This is a genomic window from Dolichospermum sp. LEGE 00246 (assembly GCF_015207865.1).
In the GTDB taxonomy this organism is placed as follows: Bacteria; Cyanobacteriota; Cyanobacteriia; order Cyanobacteriales; family Nostocaceae; genus Dolichospermum; species Dolichospermum heterosporum.
In genome coordinates, this window is sequence record NZ_JADEWA010000024.1 from 1 (window position 1) to 25,187 (window position 25,187).

Here is a 25,187-nt window from a genome sequence, read left to right on the forward strand (position 1 = left end):
ACTAGGTTGTATCAGTTGTTTTGTATCAATTATTTTATGTTGTTTAATAAGGAGTTGAATCATGGGAAACCTCGCAAGATTATCAAAATAATCTCTGTCATTTATTGTATATATGTGAATTCAGAGGTTAAATGAAAATATCAGGAAACCTCTGAATTATCTTGATGCGAAGAAAGAAAACTATTTTGTTAGTGCTAAAGTTTTCACAGGAGCAAAGTAAACTGTTTGTTCGGCGCGTAATTGATCACAAAGTCTACCTTCTGGTAGTTCCACGTCATCATAAGTGAGGACTTGATCTTTAGGAATATCGCGCTTTAAGCGACATCCTTCCGCTAGACCCATTGGCAGTAGGTTTTGTTGTTGCACAATGGGGGAATTTTCACATTGTCCATAGGTCATGTAATAACCAATACCATCAAGGGTTTCTCCGGCTGTGAGATCAATTTTGGCAGTGGTGACGACATCAACAACGGGACCCGCTATTGGTGCCAGCACAGCATCATGGAAGAGGACAGCGCGGGCTACGGAGAGGGGAACTTCAAAATGGCATAGGTGATAGGGGGTGTAGAAGCTGTAGAGAGGTCCTTCACCGAGTTTATATAGGTTGAGGTAATGACGTTGTTTGGGGTCTTCGTGGGTGGCAAATACGAATACTCCTGGACCGGGTTTAGTACCAACTACGTAATCAACGATACCGCCTAGTTCTTGCAGTTGGTCAATGTCGTACATTTTGGTCATTTCATCAACATGACCTGTGTAGTCATATCCCAACATCCCCCGCTTGGCTACTTTCATGCCTGTGCCGTTGGCGACTATGGCTTGCTCAAAGGAGATTTTTGTACCATCGGCAAAGCTTGTCACCATAGCCGGATTTTGACCCCAGCGTTGAGCAAAACCGGCTTGGGTGGTGGGGTTGCGGTAGGGGTCTTGTAAGCCTTTGATGTTGCCGCAGAGGAGGGGTTTTAACCCGATGCTTTTGACAAAGCGGTACAGGTTCATTTCTACCCCTGGTTGGTCGCCGTCACAGGCACTCAGGATGACTCCAGCGCGGTCTGCATGGACTTTGAGTATCGGTCCAATTGTGCCATCTAGTTCGGCATTCATGAGGATGATATGCTTGTGATGAGCGATCGCACACATCACCAAATGAGCCGCGTATTCAATTGTCCCGGTGACTTCAATGATTGCATCTATGCCATCAGCTTCGCACAGGAGCATGGCATCTTCGGTGATTGCATATTCATTTTGAGCGATCGCTTCTTCTAAATCAGCTAAATTAGCAACAATTTTGATATTTTCAATTCCTGCTTCTAAATAAGCTCGTTTAGCGTTATCAATGTGACGATTAGAAATAGCCACCAACTCCATTCCTGGCACAGAATTGATAATTTGATTAGCAATTCCTCGACCCATAAAACCAGCACCAATCATGGCAACTTTAACTGGTTTACCTAAAGCCGCTCGTGCTTGTAAAGCTTTATCAACAATAATCATGATTAAACTCCTATCAAAATAGATTCTAGTAAAGGCCAATTGCGATCTTTATCAGACATTTCTGTTGCACTCAGTGGCCAGGAAATTTCTAAAATTGGATCATCATAACGCAAACCCCGTTCATATCCAGGAGTGTAAAATTCACCCACTTGATATACAACTTCTGCACCATCTGTTAAAGCTTGATAACCATGAGCAAACATTTCTGGAACATAAAGAGCGCGGCGATTTTCTGCACTCAGTTCTACACCAATATGCGCTAGATAAGTGGGAGATTCAGGACGCATATCCACAATCACATCATAAATAGCTCCTTGAGTACAGCGAATTAATTTTGTTTCCGCTGCGGGGAGAGTTTGATAGTGCATTCCTCGTAATGTGCCTTTTTTATGATTAAAAGAAAGGTTACATTGGGCAACTGTTGGTTTTAACCCATGAGCGATAAATTCATCAGCGCAAAAAGTCCGAGCAAAAAAACCACGAGAATCAGGCTTTTCTTCTAAGTCAATAATGAAAGCACCAGCGAGTTTAGTAGAGGTAAAAATCATGGTTATTCAGGAAGTTTTTTGAAGATAATAGAGTGGCTTTGATTTTAGATAGCAAAATTCAGGAAATAAACCTGGCATGATCATGGTTGATACCAATTAAGTAATTGGACAAAAATATTTACAGTCATTGCGAGCGAAGGGAAGCAATCACAACCCTTGCGATTGCTTCATTTCAATTCGTTCCATATGGCTAACGCCACGCAACGCTAACGCAATGACATTGTGTAATTAATTCTGTCTCACTACTTATTCTGACTCCTGAATTTCTGCATTTTAGGTTTATACCTTTAATCCTAATTGGGGATTTATTTTGGGAAAGGTATCATCATGATATTGTGTACAAAGTTCAGGTCGTTTAGGAGATTTAGCCGTGTATGTGAAAAATATAGTTGATCGTTCTTGGGTTCTCACAGTCCCATGATGTAAAATATTTCTCACATCTGCAAAAATCACAGTTCCAGCTTTACCAGGACATGATTTCCAAGCTGATTTAGGAATGACTTTCATCATTTTATCATCGTTAATTCCCAAAAAATTAACACGCCATAATTCATAATCAACTTGATAATTTTTAACTTGCTCTAAAGCATTAGCAGGTAGGGTAATATATTCAAATGGTCCATGTTCTTCAGTCACATCATTGAGATAGATAATGACTTTAATCATGCGTCTATCTTCAGAATCTTTATGCCATAGTAAAGTTTCCAATTGTTTTTCATTAGGAAAGTCTTTTCGTACATGAACACCATGAAAAGCGATAGGTAAACCTATATAATGCTCAATGATATTTTGTAGTCGGGATTCCATTCCCCAATTAAAAAATTCCGGTAAATCTGTGACTGTATAAATTTGTGGTAACTTGTATCCTGCATGAATATCTCTAGGATTTACCATCCTATCAGTACAACTATTAGCAGTAGCTAACATTGTAGCCGTAGATGAAAAACCTAAATTTTCCAAAGATGTGATATAAACACCTGATGTTTTTAGGGTATCAACAATCAATTGATCTTTTGCACTAATAGCAGGTAAATTTTTACCATGATGCCAAAGTGATACTCGATAATTAAACTCAGAACTTATAGTTGAAATTTTGTTCAGCATGACAGGAATTCCCTTCCTATTTAAACCTAAAGTTTCACTTGATAAGCTAACTCATCTTTTAAGACTGAGATTTTTTCTATAACGGTGTTAAGCACAATCCGAATCCCTACCAATCAAAACTTATTTTGTCCAAACAATTGCTGATTTATCCCTTATAGTTTCTGACTTCTGAAGTCGTTGTTCTGTCCATTTCTGTTTCTGCTACTTTAAATTCTCTCATTGGTATTAATTCCAATGCTGCCACACTAGCTAAACCTAAAAAAGGAACTACTGTCTTAATAGCCGATACAGGCCATCTTCTCATCGCTCCTAAAAAAACTTTCAGGTCTACTTCATGGTAGTTTTGTAAAAGCATCCGACAACAATATGCTTTAGAATAACCAACTTGCTCAAGTTTTAAAATAACTTCAGGTATATGTTGGTATTGCATTAAAAGTGCAGATTTCGGTTCTTTTTGCCAATAACTAATACCAATAATACATTCTAAATAGATATCTTTAGTCACAATTACTCTGCCATTAGCAGCACAATAACCGGCTAAATATGCTAAAGATATCCAATTATTACTAGCAGTTGGCCAAATTTGGAGAGCGCGTTTAATTAAATCAGCACGATATACTGTAGCAGTTAGAAAAATTACTGCTCCTACACTTTTAGTAAAACAATGTTCAAATATTGCTTTACCATCACCTTCACCATCTTCAGTATCGGCATCAAACCAGCGATTACCAACTATTTTTGGTGGATGTACTGCTTCACCAGTAATTTTATTTCGACCAGAAAAATTCAGAAACAATAATGATAAATCATCAATATTTTTAATTTTATCCATCACATAGGCAACTGCTCTTTCCTGAATTGGATCATCATCACCAATTGTCCAAACATACTTGGTTGTGGCAGAACTTAGGCAATGAAAAATATTTCGCATTACGCCGATGTTTTCAGGATTTTTATTGGATTTAAATGTGATGTTTGTGAGAATATTTTGCCATTTGCTAATAATAGATTGAGTATGATCTGTAGAACAGTTATCAGAAACTAAAATTTCACACTCTGATTCAAATCCTTGAATAGCTTGGGATAACCAAGTTAATTGTTTATCTAGTAACTCGGCTCGATTGTAAGTAGGAATAGCAATAGTTAGTAGTTTGCTCATAATTTTTGATGGTTAATAGAGAAGGATTTTATCTTTTTTTTAATTACTTATTCGTGAGATATCTATTGCTGATTTTTTCTGATTAAAATTCAGTTGATAGATGAATCTGCCTACTAATTGCAAGTAGGTAATTATAATATTGGTGGCTAGAACTGGCCATCTTCTTAAAGCACCCAATAATATTTTCCAATCACTCAGGTTGAAAATATTTTCTAGAATCATTCGTTGACAAAATTTAGCAGAATATCCTAAACTTAATAATTTCAGATAAATCTCCGGGATGTAGACATATCGCATCATTAATGACCATCGAGGATTTTCTTCTAGGGAACTAGCGTGCATTGTACATTCCAAATAATTATCTTGAGTAACAATGATATTTCCATAAGCCGCACAAAATCCAGTCCAATATGCTTGGGATGCTAAATTTTTACATGAAGTAGTCCAGTTTTGCAAAGCTTGTTGCACAAGTTCGGTATTATAAATGGTAGCTGTCATGAATAATACGCCCCCAAAACTGCCCTGTAAATACCTTTGAAATACAGGTTTACTATCAACAATGATTTCATCACTATCACTAGGAAACCAGTGTTCTACCAAAACTTTATTTGTATTTTTGTCTCGTCCACAACAGTTGAGAAACATCAGTGATAAAGTGGGATTTCTTTTAATTGTAGTTACGACATGAGCCAGAGTTCTTTCCTGAATTGGATCGTCATCACCCACAGTCCAAACATATTTACTACCAGCAGCTTGAAGACAAAAAGCAATGTTTGGCATTAACCCTATATTTTCACGATTTCTATTCGCTATAAATACAGTATTACTAAAAGCAGTTTGCCATTTTTTCACAACTCCCGGTGTATTATCTGTTGAGCAATTATCAGAAATAATAATTTCACATTCTGATTCCCACCCTTTGATTGCTGTTGCTAACCAAGCCAGTTGTTTATCTAGCAATGCAGCACGATTGTATGTAGGAATAGCAATGGTTAGTAACTTTTGCATTATCTGGTAATGTAACTTGGTATAAATTTAAAAGAGGCTTTTCAATCGAATATCTTGAATTAAGAAAATTCAATTTAATCCACCTTGATGCAATAATGTTTGGTTAAGGAAATGTAGAAATGTAGGTTGGGTTGACGGAAGTAAACCCAACAAAATTATTAATCATGTTGGGTTTTGCTGTCGCTCAACCCAACCTACAATATTTTCCGAATAAATTAATAGTTTTCCTGCTTGTTCCAGAAGAAATCTTTGTCAATTTGTTCTGTGCGAATTAGATATTCTAATTGTTTTAAGCGGGTGAATCCTCTAGACAAGAAAGTATCTTCATTCATATCAATTTGCTTGAACAAACTAAATAGTTGTCCAGCACCAAGTTGAGCATTCCAATCACACTTAAATCCAGGTAGAATTGTGTTAATCTTTTCAAAAGATACTCGATAGCTGCGATTATCTGAACCATTAGTTCCAAAAGATAATTGACAACCGGGGAAAACATCAGCAACGATTTCCGCTATTTCTTTAACTCGATAATTATTTGCTGTATCCCCAACATTAAAGATTTGATTGTGAATAATATCTCTGGGTGCTTCCAAGGCACAAACAATGGCTTTACAAATATCTAAAGCGTGAACTAATGGCCGCCAAGGTGTACCATCACTGGTCATTTTAATTTCTTTTGTAGTCCAAGCTAACCCCGCCAAGTTGTTTAAAACAATATCAAAACGCATTCTGGGGGAAGCACCAAAAGCAGTAGCATTCCGCATGAAAGTAGGAGAAAAGTCATCATCAGCTAATGGTTGAACATCTCTTTCTACTAATGTTTTACATTCAGCGTAAGCTGTTTGGGGATTAACTGGTGATGATTCTGTAATATCACCTTCACTAGCCACACCATAAACACTACAGGAGGACATATAAACAAAACGGCGGACACCTACTGATTTTGCCAAATTAGCTAGACGAACTGAACCTAAATGATTAATATCATAAGTAATGGTAGGAGATAATTGTCCAGTAGGATCATTAGATAATTCCGCCATGTGAACAATAGCTTCCACACCTTCTAAATCTTCGGGATTGATATCACGAATATCTTTATTTAGGGTTTTAGCTGTGACGTTAGTTCCATTATATAGCCAACCAACTTTATAAAAACCAGTATCAACACCAATAACTTCATGTCCTTTTTGCATTAATAAAGAAGGCAATAAAGAACCAAGATAACCTTCTGTGCCAGTTACTAAAACTTTCATGATTGTTAAAACTTTTGATGTGGGAAATTAACTTGTTTCTTGAAGAGTCGCTAGAAAAGAAGATTGCCAGAATAATTAAACGCAGATAAACGCAGATGAACACAGATAAGAGATGATTCGGTTACGCTACTAAACTGTGTAAATGAGTAGGTTCTGGTATTTGCTTAACTATAGCTTTACCAATTTCTAAGGAAGAAGTTGCAGCGGGTGAAGGTGCATTGCAAACATGAATGGAATTCTCACCTGCAATGATTAAAAAGTCATCTACCAGAGAACCATTATTCATTAATGCTTGAGCGCGAACTCCTGCATGGGTGGGAATTACATCTGCGGCTTGAATTTCGGGGATGAGTTTTTGCAAACTTTTGACAAAGGCTGCTTTACTAAAGGAACGAATGATTTCTTGAATTCCTTCGTCGGCGTGTTTTGCTGCTAGTTTCCAAAAGCCAGGATAGGTGATAACTTCGGCAAAATCTCTGAAGTCAAAGTCGGTTTTTTTGTAACCTTCACGTTTGAGACTGAGAACTGCATTTGGTCCTGCGTGGACAGTGTTATCAATCATCCGGGTGAAATGCACGCCAAGAAAGGGGAAATCTGGGTTAGGAACTGGATAAATGAGAGTTTTCACCAAATAGCGTTTTTCGGGGGTAAGTTCGTAATATTCACCCCGAAAGGGAACGATTTTAGCTTCAGGATTAGCTTTACCTAATTTGGCAATGCGATCGCTATGCAATCCGGCACAATTGATCACAAATCGAGTTTCAAAACTGCCATTATTAGTTTCTAATACCTGATTTCTACCACTGCGGACAATTTTTAAAACTTGGGTGTTGAGACGTAAATCTCCCCCTTGATTGCGAATTAATTCCGCATATTTTAAACAAACCTGTTTGTAATTGACAATTCCTGTGCTGAATACCTGAACTCCACCAACGCAACTAACATGAGGTTCAATTTCTTTAACTTCTTCTGGGCTAATTCTTTTAACAGGAATACCGTTTTCTAACCCGCGTGTGTAGAGATTCTCTAAGCGAGGTAATTCTTGTTGATTACTGGCAACAATTACTTTACCACAAACTTCATGATCAATATCATATTTCTGGCAAAATTCTACCATTGAACGGCTACCATCACGGGAAAATTGAGCCTTAAAGCTTCCCGGTTTATAGTAAATACCGGAATGAATGACACCGCTATTATTACCAGTTTGATGAAATGCCCATTCGCTCTCTTTTTCCAACACTAATACTTTAGCATGAGGATAACGCTCTCCTAAAGCCATTGCAGTGGAAAGTCCAACTATTCCTCCACCAATAATTGCAAAATCGTACATTAGTAATCTTTCCCCAATCCAATATTTAAAATCTCAAATCTCAAATCCAAAATCAAAATTGCTATTACCAAACTTGCCAAGGAGCTTTACCACTTTTCCATAGCTCCTCTAGATAGTTTTTATCTCTTAATGTGTCCATTGGTTGCCAAAAACCATCATGTTTGTAAGCCGCTAACTCTTCTAAATCAGCTAACTTTTCTAATGGTTCTTTCTCCCACACAGTTGAGGTATCAGCAATAAAATCAATTACTTGGGGTTCGAGAACAAAATAACCCCCATTAATCCAAGCACCATCACCTTCAGGTTTTTCTTTAAAACTAGTTATTTTAGTTTGTTCCTGTCCTAGAGAAATTGCTCCAAATCTTCCTGCTGGTTGCACTGCGCTGAGTGTTGCTAATGTCTTTTGCTCTCGATGGAATTTAATTAATTCTGTAATATTAATATTACTTACACCATCACCATAGGTAAAGCAAAAGGTTTCATTCCCAATATGTTCACGAACTTGCTTTAAACGTCCCCCTGTCATTGTATTATCACCTGTATTTACCAAGGTGACGCGCCAGGGTTCAGCATATCCAGAATGGACATTCATTTGATTAAATCGCATATCAAATGTCACATCTGACATATGTAAAAAATAGTTGGCAAAGTATTCTTTAATGACATAACCTTTGTAACCGCAACAAATGATGAAATCATTAATACCATGAGCAGAGTAAGTTTTCATTATGTGCCAAAGAATTGGCTTACCACCAACTTCAACCATTGGTTTGGGTCTGATACTGGTTTCTTCACTTAACCTTGTACCCAGACCTCCTGCTAAAATTACTGCTTTCATGTAGTTACCTCAAAGATTTGCAGGTGGACGATAATTTCAACTAATGGAAATGAAGAGAATGCACAATGATGGTAAAGAAATTAAATAATTTTTTCTTTCTCTTTATTAGGTAGATAAACATAATTTAACTGTTATTTTCTAGAAAATCATAAAGAATAAGTAAATTAAGATATTTTATCTGTAAAATATTTATAGTAGGAGTCAGGAGTCAGGAGTCAGAATAAGAGAGAAGAAGAAGGAATAAGGAAGAAGGAAAAGAAAAAGAAGAATAAGAAGAAGAAGTAAAAGTCTTTTTGTGTTTGTCTTTTTTCGTGAATTTTGTGCCTTATTCAAGCTACATTCCGCTATAGTAATTTTAATCACAAAAACAAAAACCCCCAATTTCTTAATGAAGTCAGGAGTAAATTTTAACTATTATTTTTTACAGATTATTCACACTTTAGATGATTTTAATTCCTTCATTCTTTATTCTTCATTCTTTCTTATTCTGACTCCTGACTCCTACTAAATCAATTACTTTGTCTAGTGAGAATTGTGTTAGATAATAAACTACCACATTTATTAGGAACAACGATACAAATACTACTCAAAGACTGTTGATAATTATCCATATCATTTTGCTCCAAAGAAACTTTAGCGGCTGTTTCTAAATCCGCAACTGCTTGAACATGATTTTTGTCAGCTATACCTTCTCTATATTGTGCTAATTCATAGTGAGCCATCCCACGTTTTAGATAACCTTTAGCCAATCGGGGATTAAGTTTTAATGCTTCAGTAAAATCAGCGATCGCCTGTTTATATTCTGTGGCATAATTGGTGCTATATTGCGCTATTTGATAACGAACCAAACCCCGTTGAAAGTAAGCATCTATTTTAGCTGAATTGAGTTTAATGGCTTCAGTAAAATCAGCAATTGACCTTTGGTATTCTGGAAAAGAATTATTGATGTATTTAGTAATTTCAAATCTGACAATACCCCGTCTGACATAAGCTTCCGCATCAGTTTTATCTATATTGATGGCCGCATTAAAATCAGCGATCGCTTGTTTGTATTCCTTATCAGGATCACTACTATAGTCAGCCAGCATATAGTAAGCATTACCGCGATTTATATAGGCTTTAACCTCTTGAGGATTCAACTTCAAAGCTTGGTTATAATTAGCTAATGCCGCCTCATAATTATTTAAATTATATTGGGCATTACCCAAATTTATATACCCTTTGGCAGATTGGGGATTCTTTTTAGTAGCTTCGGTGAAGTTGGCAACTGCTTCTTCATAATCTTTTTGATGATAAGCAGTATCACCGCGCTGGTAGTAATCCGCAAAAGAAAGACTTGGCAAATCAGCAGTTTGATTAGATGTACGAGACATCAAACTTTGTTGAGTGTAGGGATTTTGGGAAACAAAAGGACGGGTAAATTTAATCATTACATCCAAATAGCCCAAAAGACCCAATCCCATCACCCCACAAATCACACCATATACCTTGCGATTTAATTTTTTACCAGCAGGAGGATGATAAAATTGCTGATTAGCTATAGGTTGCCAATGATATACCGGAGAATTTGGTGTTAATGGCTGAGTGATACGGGGAGTAGGAATATAGCGACGTTTAGACTTAGGTTGGGCGCGTGGTTGTAGATGTTGTTTAGAAGCGATCGCCAGCAATGACGGAAATGGATCTCTCCCACCCAATCTTTTAGTCCGCTCACACCAAGGACACTTATCCAAATGATTATGATAAAGATGCTGAAGATTCACCTGACAAATCATCAGACTCTCCTCCACCGCCGTTAAAGCCGACAACCAAGTTTGAGCATTAGGGCGTAACAAAGGTTGATCATGACCATCCTCAAAACAACGCACAAATAAATCCCGCAAACTAGGATGAAGTAGATCCCAGCTAGGAGAAATAGGCGTTGGTAGATAGGGAACTTGTTTCTTTTGACTATAGGTAAAATGTCCAGAAAGAATCCTCCCTTGGTAGGTTGGAGGATCTACCGCCCCTTGAAATATCCCAGAAAATGGGTGAGTTCCTTCCATTAACAACTGAAAAATCAGCACAGCCAACCCAAACAAATCATGATGAATTTCTCGATCATAGTCCGCAAAAGTTTTATTCTGTAATTCTGGAGGCGTATATTCAGGCTTACCCACAGAACAACGATAAACAATATTCTGCAACGGTTCGGTCACTTGAAACGAGTCCGTATCCACCAACGTCACCAAAGCCGTATCACTCACCAAAATATTCGACTCATTCACATCACCAACACAGTATCGGCTGGCGTGCAAAGCCGAAAAAGTCGCAGCCAGATTCCGGGCAGTTCGCAACAAATATTGATAATTAAACAAAGGGCAATGTTGTCGGCGAATCCCTGGATTATAAAAATCCATAATTGGCCGCATTCCCCGAATCCTGGGCATCACAAAGCCAACGACCTTACCACTACCATCCGCAGCTTGCAATAATTCCTGTGGCCAAGCAATAGAAATATGCCCTAAATTATCCATTGGATTTACAGGAGGATTAGCAAGCATCGCCCGCAGTTTTTGGGCATAAGAGACAGTCGGTTTATGATATACTTTCGCTACCAAATTCTCATCCGATGGAACTGCATAGATACAAGCTTCACCACCATGTCCCACACTGACAGAGAGGTTGAGAATTTCCGGGTTAGGAAGATGACGTAGTACCTGCATGGCAGAATAAAGGTTATATGAGGTGATTAGAATCCGTCAAAAGTTCAGACACTCAAGAGTATGGCTAATACCATACTGTCTTTAATCCCTAATGACTATAAATTATGAGTTAATAAATGCAGCCAAAATTAAAGTTAAATCATCATCAGTCCGCTGAGTAATCTTATCAGAACTTAAAAACCGCATTAAATGTTCTTTTGCTAATATTTTATCTTCAGCATTCGCTACAAACTGAAATAAAGGAAAAAAGAAAGGTTTGTGAGGTTCACCAACAATCATATTCAAAGCTAACATTTGTAACCCATCAGTCAGAACACCCACATTAACAATCTCTTCCCGACATATTTCAAATTGTGCTGTCTCCAAAGCGCCAGGAGACGTGAGAAAAGTTGTTTGATTGATATATTCGCCATTGCTAGGAATGGTTAATGCTATCAGATTACCCATACTATTTTTAGCCACAGCCAAACCATCCCCAACCTGCCCTACAGCCACAATTTCTGGTGTAGCAATCATCAGAATCAAGGTAGTTGCTAAATCATGAGGTTGATGATTACAAACATCCGCCTCAATTTCTATAGCTTTGCGGGCTACTAACATAGCGTCACTGAGCAAATAACGCAAAACACCATCATTAGCCAGAGAATCACTCGTTATCTCTTGGCGAGAAAGATGATCTATTGCCGTTTCCACCGCAATCATTGATCCCACCTTTCCTAGTTTAGCAGAACCCGCACCATCGGCCGCTGCTATCACCAACACATTATTAGCCAATAGCTGCCAATGGTGAGCATCCTGACAAAGTTGCTGGTTTTTTGAATGACTAGTCCCACATACAGAAGCAGCCACTACCCGCCATTGAGAAATCTGTTTTGATGTATTCATATAATTTGTTTTCCACAGCTAGTTCAGTTTAAACAACAAGCTGCAATTTTCATTAAACAGATCCCCACCCAATTGGTGGTAGTGCTACCTGTTCATCTACCTGAGAATGAGACACCGCTGACATACTCGCAGACAGCCAAACAAACATCTCAATGAAATTTAATCCCTTTAATTTCAGCGGACTTCGTACAGCGATTTGACTTAATCGGCTCATATTCGCATTCTCTACACCCACCGTAAAAAACGCCACCCGCTTATTAGACTCATCCCCTTGCAGTCTTTGGGCAGCTTGTTCAACAACATGATCTAGTTCACCCTGGGGTTCACCATCAGTAATCATAAACACCCAAGGACGATAATAAGCAATACCATTCGTGCGATATTGGGATTTGCGCTCTTGAATAATATCCAAGGCTTTATGAATAGCCGAACCCATAATTGTTAACCCCTGGGCTGTGAGAATCGGCGGGTTAAATTGATCAGCAGTTACAAAGTCCTGGACAAGATTAACATTACTATCAAATGTAATAATTGCCACTTCTACCCTTCTGGATGCTAAGGAATTTTTAACCAGTTCATCCTTTAAACTCAACAAACCTTGATTTAAGGCTTCGATTCGTTCTCCTTGCATCGAACCAGAAGTATCTAGCAATAACACGCATGGACAACGGGGTTCGGGGTTTTCTGCAAATTCTACAACTTCGTCAAGATTGAATGTATCAATCATAACTTTCTGTGTTATGTTATAGTCCAAAGTCTTATTTTCCTTTTACTCAAAGTATATAGTTTCTGGTGCAGATTCTCCAATTTGTTGAGTTACAATCTGCTGTAATAATCAATATATACATTTACCTCCATAAATTTTTAAAGATTTTATGTGGGATTTAAGTCTGTCCTTGGGTAAATTAATTCATTACTGTTAAATCCAGGAAAAGTAAGCAGATCCGGCTGAAAATTGATGAATTTAAATTACCAAAAAAGTCTCAGCATACTCAATAGCATCACTATATAGTTAATCAAGATGAAATAGCGACAAAATATGACAAAACAGAGATTTTTATCCAGACCAATGATAAAAAATCAACATAAAAAACTATAAAAATTGTCACATTCAACGGAGGAGGATAATGCTTAAAAGATGTTTTTCATTGATATTCATAATTTAACAACTTGTGATCATAACCATATTTCCAGATGATATCATATTGCAGCCTGATATTTAATCTTTTCCCATACTATGTTGATGTATCCGCCCAAAAAATTGTAAAAACATGAAGAATACTGGCACATTTACCAAATTATCACCCCAAGGTTTATTAAGACAATTAAGCAATTGTTATGAAACTACCCGTTTGCAAGCACATAGTAACTCTGTATCTTGGTTGATATATATAGAACAAGGAAAAATTATCTATGCGACTCATTCAGTAGAACCCTTTGATAGATTAGAACGACAAATGCGTCGTCTCCATCCACAAATTCCTTTAGTTGATAATGAAGTGCGGGTAAAAATGCGCTTGATATTTGAACCTGAAGATAATCATCATTTACCTCACCAAATTCCCGAATATGAAGCGATTAATTGGCTGGTTAATGAACAACATCTCCTTCTTGATCACGCAACATTACTGATTCAAGAATTAGTTAAAGAGGTAATTGAATCATTTCTCCTCATTAAAACAGGTGATTTTGAACTAACAGAACCACTAGAAAATTTTACCAAAATTTGTAAATTAGATATTAATGATATCATTGAAAACTGCCAAAATCAGTTACAAAATTGGCGCTATCTTGGTAGATACATATCTTCTCCCTATCAGCGTCCGTATTTGTTAGTTAGTAGCAAGTTTCAGGATAAAAGATTACCACCACTCAAAGAAAATATCACCAATTGGATGAAGGGTTTTAGCTTGCGTCATCTAGCGATTATTATGAATCAGGATGAGTTGCAACTAGCTTTAAGTTTATACCCCTATATTGTTAAGGGTTCGATAGCATTACATGAACCAGATCCACCATTTGATAAGTTACCAAAAACTTGTGGAAGTTCATTACTATTTTCTGAAGATAGCACAGAGTTAATGAGGGGTAAATTATTTGTTGCGGATGTAGCACCCAGTCAAGATGCTTCTTCAGAAACTCCAATCATTTCGCAGAATCATCTGGCGGTTCAACAGCTAGTACCAGATGTTGCTGATTTACCTCCAGAGGATTTTTCACCTGAAGCTGTTAATAGTAACATAGAAGTTGATTCACAAAAAGTAAAAATCAATACGAAAATCACCCAAAAGACTTACAAAATTATTTCTGTAGATGATAGTCCTACAATTCTCAAAGAAATCAGTCGTTATTTGGAAGATGAGAATTTTACTTTGGTGACTATTAATGAACCTGTGAAGGCAGTAATGTCAATTATTAGACATAAGCCGGATCTAATTTTACTGGATTTAAATATGGCAGGAATTGACGGTTATGAACTGTGTAAAATTATCCGCAATAATTCCCTGTTTAAAACTATTCCCATTATTTTTGTAACTAGCAATAAGGGAATTATAGATAAAGTAAAAGCGAGATTTGTCGGTGCGTCTGGATACTTAACCAAGCCTTTCACTCGCGCTGAGTTGCTGAAAATGATCTTTATGCACTTGGCATAACTCGGAACGTAGGGGCGCAGGGCTTGCGCCCAGTCAGCAATTAGCAGTGGAGTTTTGAAAGTGTTGGGTGTTTTTGCGTCAATCCAACCTACTAGTCTGTCAACCCGAAAATGATGGGTGAAGGCAAGCAGGGGGAGAAAAGAGGTTTTTAGCCTATTTTCTTATAAGTTTTTTAAATAGACATTTTCGTAAATTTGGTAAAGTTGATGTTTATTGAGAATAGATAGTCTGTATTCTCAACTTTATTGATAATCTTGTCAATAAGTTAACGGAAATACGTTTTTACAGGATTGATAAATACCCTTGACTTTTTGTGCTATTATTATGGATATAATTTACTTGGGTTGTTTTGGTTTTTTGACTTAGCTACAAGTTTGTATGCTGTTGGGTTTCCTTGTGTCAACCCAACCTACTATGAAATTAGTTGAAGCGGATAAGTTGCAATTTCTATGCTGCTTCTCTTAATGGGGTGGGTACAGAGATTTCTGGAAACGGTAGGGAAAGCTGTTCGGGTGATGGTGATGGAGCTTCTTGCAATACCGTTACTTCAATATTTACACTGACTAAATAACTACCTGTATCTGCACCTACGGCTTCAGAAATTAATTTAGCTATATCTGGACGTTTTGCCGTTAAAGGATCACGGATAATACAACGATCCCATTCATGCTTGGCGGTGGGGTTAAGATTGAGAATATAATGCTTCATCATAGGTGTAGTCCTTAAAATCCCTATTCCATAAGTCTTTCCAGGTTTGAAGACTATTTTGATATAGTAGTACAAATTTACTATATTGCCAAGGGGACAATAAAAATCCACCCTGTTTGATTTTATACTCTAAACAGGGCGGCGGTAGATTTTGGATTATTTTACAATTACCAATCACCAATTATCTAACTTTCGGTTTCACAATCAGGAACACCTTCTCTAAATACTCGACTGGCTAAAATATCTACTGCTTCAATGGTAATTAAATCCTGTTTATTTAATTTTTTCCCACTACTTAATAAACGATTTGCTTGACGTAATCTTGCTCTATCTATAGCATTTCTGACACTGCGGGCATTAGCAAAATGAGCCATTGTTTTACGTTTAATTAAATATTCCCGAAAGGCTTTTTCGGCATCTGGGCTAAAACAATAGTTTTGTGCTTTGACTATAGATTGGGCAATAATCATCAAATTGTCAACGCTATAATCATTAAATTCGATGTGTAAGCCAATGCGGGAATTCATGCCGGGGTTACTATGGAAAAAATGCTCCATTTGCGTTTTATAACCAGCGAGAATGACTACTATATCATCTCGTTGATTTTCCATAACTTGCATGAGGATTTCAATGGCTTCTAAGCCAAAATCGCCAGGATGATCTGGACGATATAATGTATAGGCTTCATCTACTAATAAGACACCACCCATAGCATTATTTAAAACTTCTCTGGTTTTCGGTGCTGTTTGACCAATACCTTGACCTACTAAATCATCTCTGGTTACTAACATGACGGTTTCTCTACGTATATATTCTAAACGATAGAGAATTTCTGCCATTCGCATGGCTACTGTGGTTTTACCCATGCCTGGATTGCCTAAAAATGTCATGTGTAGACTAGGCGCACCTGCATCCAATCCTAAGCTTTTGCGAATACGATCAACTAGTAATAACGCTGCCATTTCTTTGATTTTGTTTTTGACGGACTTTAATCCGACTAATTCTTGATCTAATTTATCAAGAATCTCTTGAATATGAGATTCCTGAAAAGCACCTTCTAAATCAATCTCTCTGTCGTCGTTGATGGCAATAACTGTCTCTGTTTCTAAAAGCTGTTCACTCATGACTATCACCTCTGGTAGTGCTTTTGATGATAGCTTTGAATAGGGAAATATAAAAGAATTTAATTCTAATGCTAATGATATATATTTTTTAATTATCAATTACTGAATGGAGTGATAAGGAAAATCTAATTGTAGGGGTGGGGTGTAGATCCCTGATGTCGCTTACCAAATTAAATACACACAACATTGGTTATGTGTATTACCTGGAGCTAAAACTTAAGGACAATTAATCTGTCAAAACCAGTTTAAGGGGCTTCCAAAAAATAAAATCCCCAATTAATGATAACAAGCAACGCATAAACGCATAATAAGTAATTGGACAAAAATATTTACAGTCATTGCGAGCGAAGGGAAGCAATCGCCAGGGTTGTGATTGCTTCATTTCACTTCGTTCCATATGGCTAACGCCACGCAACGCTTACGCAATGATATTGTGTAAGTAATTGGACAAAAATATTTACAGTCATTGCGAGCGAAGGGAAGCAATCGCCAGGGTTGTGATTGCTTCATTTCACTTCGTTCCATATGGCTAACGCCACGCTGCGCTAATGCAATGACATTGTGTAATTAATTGGACAAAAATATTTACAGTCATTGCGAGCGAAGGGAAGCAATCGCAATGGTTGTGATTGCTTCATTTCAGTTCGTTCCATATGGCTAACGCCACGCAACGCTTACGCAATGACATTGTGTAATTAATTCTGTCTCACTACTTATCATACCCTCTCCCAAATCAATAATTTCGGTTTGTATCCCTTGTCCTTTTCTCCAAAATCCTTGATGGGTGCTTTCCCTCGGTACAGGATAATTGATTAGGGGTGGTTCAAACTTGGTTAGAGGAGTTGTGATCATCATCCTATTCTAGTCCTGGTATTGTTGCCTGTTGTTTGGGTGTTTTGCTTTTTCTTTTGCTGGTGCTTTTTGGTTTGCTGTTGTTTAATTTCTCTCTTTCTGCTCTAATTCTTTCTAGTAATACTGATGCTGGTTCATCTTCAGGATCTTGGGGGACGAGTTCACCCCGGAAGGCTTTTGATAATATTGATTGATTCAGTTTTTCTAATTTTTCTGTGGCTTGTTGGTGTTGTTTTTCTATATTGTCAATAGCTTTGAAGAAAGATTGGATTATACGAATAATTTCTTTCTGTTCTGCAATAGGTGGTAAAGGAATACGATAATGCCTCACATTCTCAACGTTTAAATTTTGAATTCCACTTCCCATTATTCCACCATGAGCTTGAACAATTCCATACGGCGAGTTGAGAAAAGCCACTAAAAAATCTGAATTAATTAAAAAATGAATAGGTTTAATTAAAGTTAGACTAACATATATAGCAAAGTCAAAATCAAAAGTTACTTTTGCCGCTTCACCAAATTTTGCACCAACTCTTGAATAAAGTATATCGTCTTTCTCAGGCTTACCTCCTACTGTAAATTTCTTGAAATCCTCTTGAGATATAAATCGGATATCATTAAGGTTTGCTTTGAAAGGTTTAGAATTTTGAGCGGAGAGAAATGGAATACCTTTCTCTATATAGTTTGGTTTTTTAGCAACTCCACAGGTGATTAACCAAGCAATATCCATAAAATTTACTTCCGTCCAACTCTGTGGTAAATCATCTTTTAAGCTAAAAAACCATTCTTCTTTTTTAATTCTTTCAACTCGCTTCTTTTCAGCTTGAGTTTTATTTTTACTAAATTCTTCAATTGTTTGTAAAAGGCTTGAGATAGGTTCAACGTCTGGATTTTTTTCGCGCCAATCGGCTGTTAAATCGCCTCTAAAGGCTGCTGCGAGGACGGATTGACGAAAGCGATCGCACAACTGCGGTATGGTTTCTAGGGCTTTCTGGGCTGTTTGTGAGCGATCGCTCAATTCCTCAATTTTAGCAACAATCCGTTTTTGTTCGTTGAGTGGTGCTAGTGGTACTGGACCTTTCATTACGCCAGCAACACCAACATTTCCTTGATTAACACCACCTGTCTCATGTGAAAAAAAGTGATCTTGATAAACTTTTAATTTGCTGCTTAAAACAATATATTTAGGATTTACTGAAGGATGACAAGAGATTGCTAACAAGCGTTGATTTAGGAGTAAGTTTGAAGCATTATTGGGAATGATTACAAAATGCCCGTAATCACGCTTAAATCTAGTACCTGTTTGAGAAATTATAATATGACCTGGTTTTAAGACAAAATTGCTTGACAAGAACTCTTCAGGGAGAAATATAGGATCACGACTTAGATTGAGTTCACCCTTGTATATATTTCCAAGTCGAATAACTTGTATTCCGTGAGTAGTAAAATTTGTACTTTTGAAAGCATTACCACTGACATGACTAGCAATTTCTTCTAGAGTTATCCATTTCCAACCTTCAGGCAATTCTAATAACTCATCACTCATAATAAACTATCTCTTACCCTTTGCGTCTCTGCGCCTCTGCGTGAGGCATAATTATATCATTAAACCATTAAAATTAAAAATCTAAAAATCCGAGAAATAAAAATTATCTGTGTTCATCCGCGTTCATCTGCGTTCAATAACTTAATTAATATAACCCATCAGCATAGAAACTAATAAATTAATCCTGTAAATCCTAAAATCCTGATATGGCTAACGCCACGCTTCGCTATCAGACAAAATATAGTTTTATCCATTTATCCAGGGAATAAATTCCCTGTCTAAAAGCTAAAGTCGGTTTCAACCGACTATTTTTATATAAGGATATTTTTCTATAATTCTATCCTGTAAATCCTTAAATCCTGGATATCCTGATTTGTGACAATTAAAATTAAACTTCCCAATCTTCAAAATTTAAACCATTTACCCGGCTAAACTCCTTAACATTATGAGTAACTAAAATCAAATTATTAGCCATAGCAATAGCCGCAATTTGTAAATCATAGGGACCGATAGGAGTACCAACAGCAGCTAATTCTGCTCTAATTCTGCCAGTGATTTTAGCAGCTTCAGGAGTAAAATTTATAATAGTAAACGTACTAAAAAAACGTTCTAATATTTCTAAATTTTGTTCTTTCTGAATACTGCGGTAAGCACCATAATATAATTCTAGCTGAGTGATAGTAGAAATCAAAATATTCTGTGGTTTTTGAGATGCTAAACGACTGGTAACAGCAGAATTAGTATTATTTATTAACCGAATACAAACATTAGAATCAAGTAAATAGGTCAAAATAAAACCTCTCTAATTTCATATTCACCCTGATCAGGTCTTTCTAAAGGTTCTCCTACCCAACCACCAATCACCTCTTCAAAAAAACCAGCAGGCCAGCCTAATTCCTCCGGTGATTTTTGAGGTGTATCCTGTTTTTGTGATAACAAATTTAAAGACTCAATAAAATTTAAAACCTGCTCTTGTTGTTGAGGTGTTAAATTCTGTACTTTCTCTAAAATAGCCTGTGTCATAGTCATTTAATTTGCTCCCTTAACTGAATAAAACACATTTTCTTAATTATACCCTATTTATTCTCCATCCTATAAATCCTAAAATCCTGGACATCCTGATTCTGACAAAATAATTACAAATTATCTGACAAACCCACCGAAGCACTAACAGCCTCTGCTGCTTCTTCCCCTTCTAGTAATATTATTAAAGCAGCCATTTCCTTAGTTGCAATTCGCAACTTTTCCATAATTTCTGCCGCAATTATCTCCGGTTCAGGTAAATTATCCCCAGATTGTAAACTTTCATCCCGTAGCCAAGAAATATCTAAATTTTCATTTCTTTTTTCAATATATTCTCGACTAAAACAACGAAATCTACCCTCTTCACCCAAATCTACACGGGGACTATTACCATTAGCATCATCACCATAACACTGCTCAAACTCAGTGAAATGCTCACGGGTTAAAGGATAACGTTTACCAAAACTCGGCATATTAGTCCGCATATCATAAAACCAGACATTTTTAGTATTACCTTTCTCCGTTGTTCCCCGTTGGAAAAATAAGACATTGGTTTTCACACCTTGGGCATAAAAAATGCCAGTTGGTAGCCTTAAAATCGTGTGTAAATTGCATTTATTCATCAAATCAGCGCGGATAGATTTACCCTGTCCATCTTCAAAAAGGACATTATCAGGTAATACCACCGCCGCCCTTCCTCCTGGTTTGAGTGACCTGTAAATGTGCTGTAAAAAGCCCAATTGCTTGTTTGAGGTAGAAAAAGTAAAATCATCTCTCGAAGGCAGTCCACCGCCTTTTTTAGTGCCAAAGGGAGGGTTTGTGAGAATGATATCAGCCTTTGCTAAACGCTTTCCAGCATCACCCAGAGTGTCACCTAAATCAACAGCCCCTTCGATGCCGTGTAACATCATATTCATCAACAGCAAGCGGTGAGCATCCTGCACCAACTCCATCCCATAAAACGCCTGATACTGATGAAAAGATTGCTGGGAGTCTGACCATTCAAACACATCATGATTTTGCCGAATATAGCGATCGCCGGCAATTAAAAACCCACCCGTACCCGCAGCCGGATCTTGAATTAATTCCCCTGGTTGGGGTTTAATCAAAGCCACCATGCAATCAATCAATGGTCTAGGGGTGAAATACATTCCCAGCCTCTGACTGAATTCTAGAAGGCTCTGCCTTCAATGATATTAGAGGCAGAGCCAACTGCATTCCTAGTCAGAGACTAGGAACGAGATGTGGTAGGGATTTGAGCTTAAGTTGACACATATCAGCTTTTGCTTTACCCCTACTACACATCTGGGTTCTTTGTCATTTGGCAAAAGTTTAAATCTCACCCGTGTTTAGTATACAAATGGAGAATAGGAGACTCGAACCCCTGACCTCTGCGGTGCGATCGCAGCACTCTACCAACTGAGCTAATTCCCCTTAGTCGTGCTTAAGTCAAAAACTTTAGCACACTATATATCTTAACACTCAGGAAGGACAGATTTCACATCTTTTTCCAAAAAAACTTCCTGTACCTGCTGCAAATCCAAATCAATCAGATAATCAATCGTCCAATTAGCTTGACGGTGTAGCATCTGAAAGGGATAAGTATTTGCTACTCCCACCACTTGCATTTGGGCGCATTTAGCAGCTTGAATACCTGCGGGAGTATTTTCAATCACTAAACATTCATCAGGTTGTAAGTTTAATTCTGGATATGCCTGATTTAAGCGATAAACCGCCAGCAAATAGCCTTCTGGGTTAGGTTTATTGCTGCTGATATCATCCCCCGACACAATCACAGAAAAGTATTCAGCTAATTTAGCAGATGTTAATACAAATTCTATTTCCGAGGATAAAGCATCACTAACTAACGCCATTTTGAGATGACGGGAACGAATCTGAAAAATCACATCTTCAATTCCCGAATACAAAGGCAATTCTTCCAGCTTCTCCAATTCCAGCACATAAGCTTGAGCTTTGCGGGTAAGTAACTGCATCATATAAGCTTCCGTCACCACCCTACCACGACTTTTTAACAGATTTTGCAGATACGCGCGAGAGCCTATCCCTAAAAAGTCTTCACGTTCTTTTACCCGTTGAGGTTGAAGATTTTCCTGTACAAGAATCTCATCTATCAATTGGATATGAATTGATCCATCTTTAATAATGACACCATTAAAATCAAATAAAACTGCCTTTAAACTCATAGTGCAAACTGGAAACAATCCTCTAGATTATCAGAGTAAATTACCGGAATACATTTAAGATTAACCCATTTTTGGAGATATAGAAGAGTCAGATCCCCGACTTCTTGAAGAAGTCGGGGATCTTGTTCCCACGGTGCAGGGCGCTTAATGTCAAGAAGTAAAGCTAAAAATGTCTATACTCTTGATGATTTAATCGAGCAAACCAAAGGTGTAGAATGTCGTAAAGATACGGGAGTTTTAGATGAAATTCCTGCTGCTTATAAACCCATTGAACAGGTAATGGCAAATCAAGCTGATTTGGTGGAAATTGTGGCCACTTTGAAACAAGTTCTTTGTGTTAAAGGTTAAATTGTCTGAATCAGGATATCCAGGATTTAAGGATGTACAGGATTCAGCCTGTATTGTACAGATTTTTATTTGTCTGAATCAGGATATCCAGCATTTAAGGATGTACAGGATGTGGACTTTTGTGTTTAGTATGTGATTAAGCCTGTATTGTACTACAGGTTTTTTTCTGAAAAGCCGGAAAACGGAATGCTAGGTATTGGAAACCCAGAACCCGCAAGACTTCGTGGAAAATTACCTGTTTATAATTCTTAATATTTTTCTGTAACCTTTAAATGTTACAGTTTATAAGTCTCGGAAAGAGAGAAAATTGAAAAATCCTACTATTCAACACTTCATAGAATAAACCTTCTCCGTACTCTTCCCCTTCCTGCATTCGTGGACCTTCGACTTCTTCGTTTCGTCTGTTGTGCCATATTGGATGTGACGGGAGGTGGCCTTCTGACGCTTTCTTATCAAAAGTCATATCTTTGTAGTACAACCACTTCGCTCCTTTTCTCCATCCTACCTTATCCCCAAACTTGTTCTGGATGTCTGAGTTTGTGAAAAGACTGGGGAGAATGGGGACGAAGAATGAGTCATATCTTATCGTTTCACTGAGACTTTGATAAATGCGTTTCTGAACAGAAAAACCAAATTTACCATCACTGTATTTTACCCACAACTGGTCAATTGTACGAAGGTCTTCACAGGGAAAATTATCAATACTTTTATGATCTAAATAATTTTCTTCTTCTCGCTTCGCAACCGCTAACATGACCCTTCTTGTTTCCTCGTTTGCTTCTCTCCAGTTTTTTGCAAAGAGTAAATCTTGTAATTTAGTATAATCCTGTCCTACGGCTGACTTGAGTTCTACCCCGCGCATTGGTAAAGCTAAAGGAATGGGGGGAAAATCAACAACATTACCTGATTTTATGGAGTTTTTAGCAAACTGGATTGCTTGATCATTAACTTCTTCTAACTGATGTTCTAACTGGGCTTTTCCTGTTCTCAAAACAGCCTCATTTACCTGAGCAAATTGCTGTGGATTTAGAAGAATATATTCCACATCAGCAATTTGTTTAGAAATCCGCTGTGAGCGCTCCCAAAGACCTTGCAATACCGGTGTTTTCTTTTGCAAAGTCATCATATCGATCGCTTGCATTGCCGTAGGAAAAGATAGCAAATCGTGATAAGGTTTGCAAAGTACCTGCAAAATACTCGCCGATTTTCGCACCGAATCTGGAAAATTGACTGCATATTCTAGAGCATCTGCGGGAGTTGTCACCAGTGACCCAGCACCACCTGTGCGATAACAACGAGCTTCAATTCGCACATTGCTATATTTTGCTAGGTTGGCAAATCTAGACTTTATTTCAGCCTTAGCATCAATAGAAACAACATTGCTATAGGAAATTTGGGCGCTCAGTTCCGCATCCATTTTTTCCTTAGTTTCCCTATCACTAGAAATAATCTCAATGGTACTGACGAATTCACCACCTGTAATTATTCCAGAGATATATTCATAACCCGCCCGCCGATAAAATTCATCTATTCCATTTTGATTGATAAACTTAATTATTCTGGGACTCAAATCAACAATTTTCAGGTTTTTCTCAATGTCGCGGACTTTGACATACAGCACGGAAAAGGTAGAATATTCGGTAGATTTTTGGCTAAAATCACTCACAGCTTTAGCTTTCACAGAACCACTTCCCTGAAACCAGGAAGCGTTCAGATTTGCCTCAAAATCAATTCCTAAGACGCTACTCAGTTCAGCACTAGATGTGACTCGTTTGAATAACAAATCGGCTGTTTGTCCAGTCTGCCCACCCGCGGGAACTAAGTCTCCATAATCCACATAGGTATCGTATATCTCACCTGTGAGGGGATTGTAGCCCATAGCCACATCCATGCCGGCACAATAATCTCTGATGATAGGCATAAAATTTGTAACCTGTGTGGTGATCAAGAGTCAAGTATTACCAGTGTTGATCATAGCTGTGTCCACAACCTGAATTTTGACAAGTGCTGGCATTACCTTCATATTTTTGACAATAACAGCCACTATAGGAACAACTTCCATAACCGCAACGCAGTTCTTCCAGCAGCGTTTTCTGCAAAATACTTGGGAATACTACAGTCTGTTTGCTCTTGATTACGGATTTCTGTGCTGGGACTTGTTTATTTTTTGTAATCACGATATTCCACAACTTTGTAAAATTACGTTTACTTGTAATTATACCCAAAATGGACGCATCCTCAAATTCAACTTAACGTAAAACCCATAGCCTTGATTTGTAGCGACTGTCTTGATTGTCAAGCGATCGTTAAGGAAAAATTTAAAGTCTAGGAAAAAAGTCAGAAAATAGAGGAGAAAAACAGAACAGAACAAAACAGGTAAATTATAGATTGCCATAAATTA

Annotated in this window: 21 protein-coding genes, 1 tRNA gene and 1 pseudogene; 2 read left to right on the forward strand and 21 right to left on the reverse strand. The window is 37.5% G+C overall.

Features of this window, described 5'->3' with window-relative positions; translation table 11 throughout:
- Window positions 1-180 precede the first annotated feature (180 nt).
- The 11 genes from IQ228_RS03060 to IQ228_RS03110 form a co-directional block, all read right to left on the reverse strand.
- Entirely contained in the window at window positions 181-1,494 is a 1,314-nt protein-coding gene (locus IQ228_RS03060; protein WP_027403017.1) for an NAD(P)H-dependent oxidoreductase, read from the reverse strand.
- Between the two features lie 2 nt (window positions 1,495-1,496).
- Window positions 1,497-2,042: a dTDP-4-dehydrorhamnose 3,5-epimerase gene (gene rfbC / locus IQ228_RS03065; protein WP_015078007.1), complete on the reverse strand. Its 546-nt coding sequence runs from the start codon at window positions 2,040-2,042 to the stop codon at window positions 1,497-1,499.
- Between the two features lie 279 nt (window positions 2,043-2,321).
- Window positions 2,322-3,146: a phytanoyl-CoA dioxygenase gene (locus IQ228_RS03070; protein ID WP_193962135.1), complete on the reverse strand. Its 825-nt coding sequence runs from the start codon at window positions 3,144-3,146 to the stop codon at window positions 2,322-2,324.
- 145 nt (window positions 3,147-3,291) lie between these two features.
- Window positions 3,292-4,305: a glycosyltransferase gene (locus IQ228_RS03075; RefSeq protein WP_027403015.1), complete on the reverse strand. Its 1,014-nt coding sequence runs from the start codon at window positions 4,303-4,305 to the stop codon at window positions 3,292-3,294.
- A 39-nt stretch (window positions 4,306-4,344) separates the two neighbouring features.
- On the reverse strand, window positions 4,345-5,313 hold the full coding sequence (locus tag IQ228_RS03080; RefSeq protein WP_193962136.1) for a glycosyltransferase family 2 protein: 969 nt from the start codon (window positions 5,311-5,313) through the stop codon (window positions 4,345-4,347).
- 215 nt (window positions 5,314-5,528) lie between these two features.
- On the reverse strand, window positions 5,529-6,566 hold the full coding sequence (locus IQ228_RS03085; RefSeq protein WP_027403013.1) for an NAD(P)-dependent oxidoreductase: 1,038 nt from the start codon (window positions 6,564-6,566) through the stop codon (window positions 5,529-5,531).
- A 121-nt stretch (window positions 6,567-6,687) separates the two neighbouring features.
- Window positions 6,688-7,899 carry an L-2-hydroxyglutarate oxidase gene (gene lhgO / locus IQ228_RS03090; protein ID WP_027403012.1) on the reverse strand — a complete coding sequence of 404 codons (1,212 nt, stop codon included), beginning with the start codon at window positions 7,897-7,899 and terminating at the stop codon, window positions 6,688-6,690.
- 64 nt (window positions 7,900-7,963) lie between these two features.
- The gene (rfbF, locus tag IQ228_RS03095; RefSeq protein WP_027403011.1) at window positions 7,964-8,737 is read right to left on the reverse strand and encodes a glucose-1-phosphate cytidylyltransferase; all 774 of its coding nucleotides are present in this window, start codon (window positions 8,735-8,737) and stop codon (window positions 7,964-7,966) included.
- A 509-nt stretch (window positions 8,738-9,246) separates the two neighbouring features.
- Complete coding sequence (locus IQ228_RS03100) at window positions 9,247-11,442, reverse strand: tetratricopeptide repeat protein (protein ID WP_027403010.1); 2,196 nt, start codon at window positions 11,440-11,442, stop codon at window positions 9,247-9,249.
- Window positions 11,443-11,544: 102 nt separating this feature from the next.
- On the reverse strand, window positions 11,545-12,327 hold the full coding sequence (locus tag IQ228_RS03105; protein WP_053540931.1) for a PP2C family serine/threonine-protein phosphatase: 783 nt from the start codon (window positions 12,325-12,327) through the stop codon (window positions 11,545-11,547).
- 52 nt (window positions 12,328-12,379) lie between these two features.
- Complete coding sequence (locus IQ228_RS03110) at window positions 12,380-13,054, reverse strand: VWA domain-containing protein (RefSeq protein ID WP_027403008.1); 675 nt, start codon at window positions 13,052-13,054, stop codon at window positions 12,380-12,382.
- Window positions 13,055-13,598: 544 nt separating this feature from the next.
- Here IQ228_RS03110 and IQ228_RS03115 point away from each other — a divergent pair.
- Window positions 13,599-14,981: a response regulator gene (locus tag IQ228_RS03115; protein WP_193962137.1), complete on the forward strand. Its 1,383-nt coding sequence runs from the start codon at window positions 13,599-13,601 to the stop codon at window positions 14,979-14,981.
- Between the two features lie 447 nt (window positions 14,982-15,428).
- Here IQ228_RS03115 and IQ228_RS03120 read toward each other — a convergent pair whose 3' ends face one another.
- From IQ228_RS03120 to IQ228_RS03155, 8 genes are all read right to left on the reverse strand, one after another.
- Window positions 15,429-15,692 (reverse strand): hypothetical protein, encoded by a 264-nt coding sequence (locus IQ228_RS03120; RefSeq protein WP_027403006.1) that lies wholly within the window; start codon window positions 15,690-15,692, stop codon window positions 15,429-15,431.
- Window positions 15,693-15,874: 182 nt separating this feature from the next.
- Complete coding sequence (locus IQ228_RS03125) at window positions 15,875-16,813, reverse strand: AAA family ATPase (RefSeq protein ID WP_193962138.1); 939 nt, start codon at window positions 16,811-16,813, stop codon at window positions 15,875-15,877.
- Between the two features lie 856 nt (window positions 16,814-17,669).
- Window positions 17,670-19,211 carry a restriction endonuclease subunit S gene (locus IQ228_RS03130; RefSeq protein WP_193962139.1) on the reverse strand — a complete coding sequence of 514 codons (1,542 nt, stop codon included), beginning with the start codon at window positions 19,209-19,211 and terminating at the stop codon, window positions 17,670-17,672.
- A 388-nt stretch (window positions 19,212-19,599) separates the two neighbouring features.
- Complete coding sequence (locus IQ228_RS03135; RefSeq protein WP_027403005.1) at window positions 19,600-20,001, reverse strand: type II toxin-antitoxin system VapC family toxin; 402 nt, start codon at window positions 19,999-20,001, stop codon at window positions 19,600-19,602.
- On the reverse strand, window positions 19,998-20,240 hold the full coding sequence (locus IQ228_RS03140; protein WP_027403004.1) for a hypothetical protein: 243 nt from the start codon (window positions 20,238-20,240) through the stop codon (window positions 19,998-20,000). The genes IQ228_RS03135 and IQ228_RS03140 overlap by 4 nt, the downstream gene beginning before the upstream one ends.
- A 107-nt stretch (window positions 20,241-20,347) precedes the next feature.
- Window positions 20,348-21,385 (reverse strand): N-6 DNA methylase, encoded by a 1,038-nt coding sequence (locus tag IQ228_RS03145; protein ID WP_228043659.1) that lies wholly within the window; start codon window positions 21,383-21,385, stop codon window positions 20,348-20,350.
- A 210-nt stretch (window positions 21,386-21,595) separates the two neighbouring features.
- A tRNA-Ala gene (locus tag IQ228_RS03150) sits at window positions 21,596-21,668 on the reverse strand.
- Window positions 21,669-21,709: 41 nt separating this feature from the next.
- Window positions 21,710-22,438: an HAD family phosphatase gene (locus tag IQ228_RS03155; protein WP_027402994.1), complete on the reverse strand. Its 729-nt coding sequence runs from the start codon at window positions 22,436-22,438 to the stop codon at window positions 21,710-21,712.
- A 120-nt stretch (window positions 22,439-22,558) separates the two neighbouring features.
- On the opposite strand from IQ228_RS03155, the pseudogene IQ228_RS03160 reads away from it, so the two are divergent.
- Window positions 22,559-22,786: pseudogene (locus IQ228_RS03160) on the forward strand (RtcB family protein); the annotation flags it as partial.
- A gap of 268 nt (window positions 22,787-23,054) precedes the next feature.
- On the opposite strand, the gene IQ228_RS03165 reads toward IQ228_RS03160, so the two are convergent.
- Window positions 23,055-24,707 (reverse strand): GUN4 domain-containing protein, encoded by a 1,653-nt coding sequence (locus IQ228_RS03165; protein ID WP_228043660.1) that lies wholly within the window; start codon window positions 24,705-24,707, stop codon window positions 23,055-23,057.
- Between the two features lie 37 nt (window positions 24,708-24,744).
- On the reverse strand, window positions 24,745-24,963 hold the full coding sequence (locus IQ228_RS03170) for a hypothetical protein (protein ID WP_193962140.1): 219 nt from the start codon (window positions 24,961-24,963) through the stop codon (window positions 24,745-24,747).
- Between the last annotated feature and the right edge of the window lie 224 nt (window positions 24,964-25,187).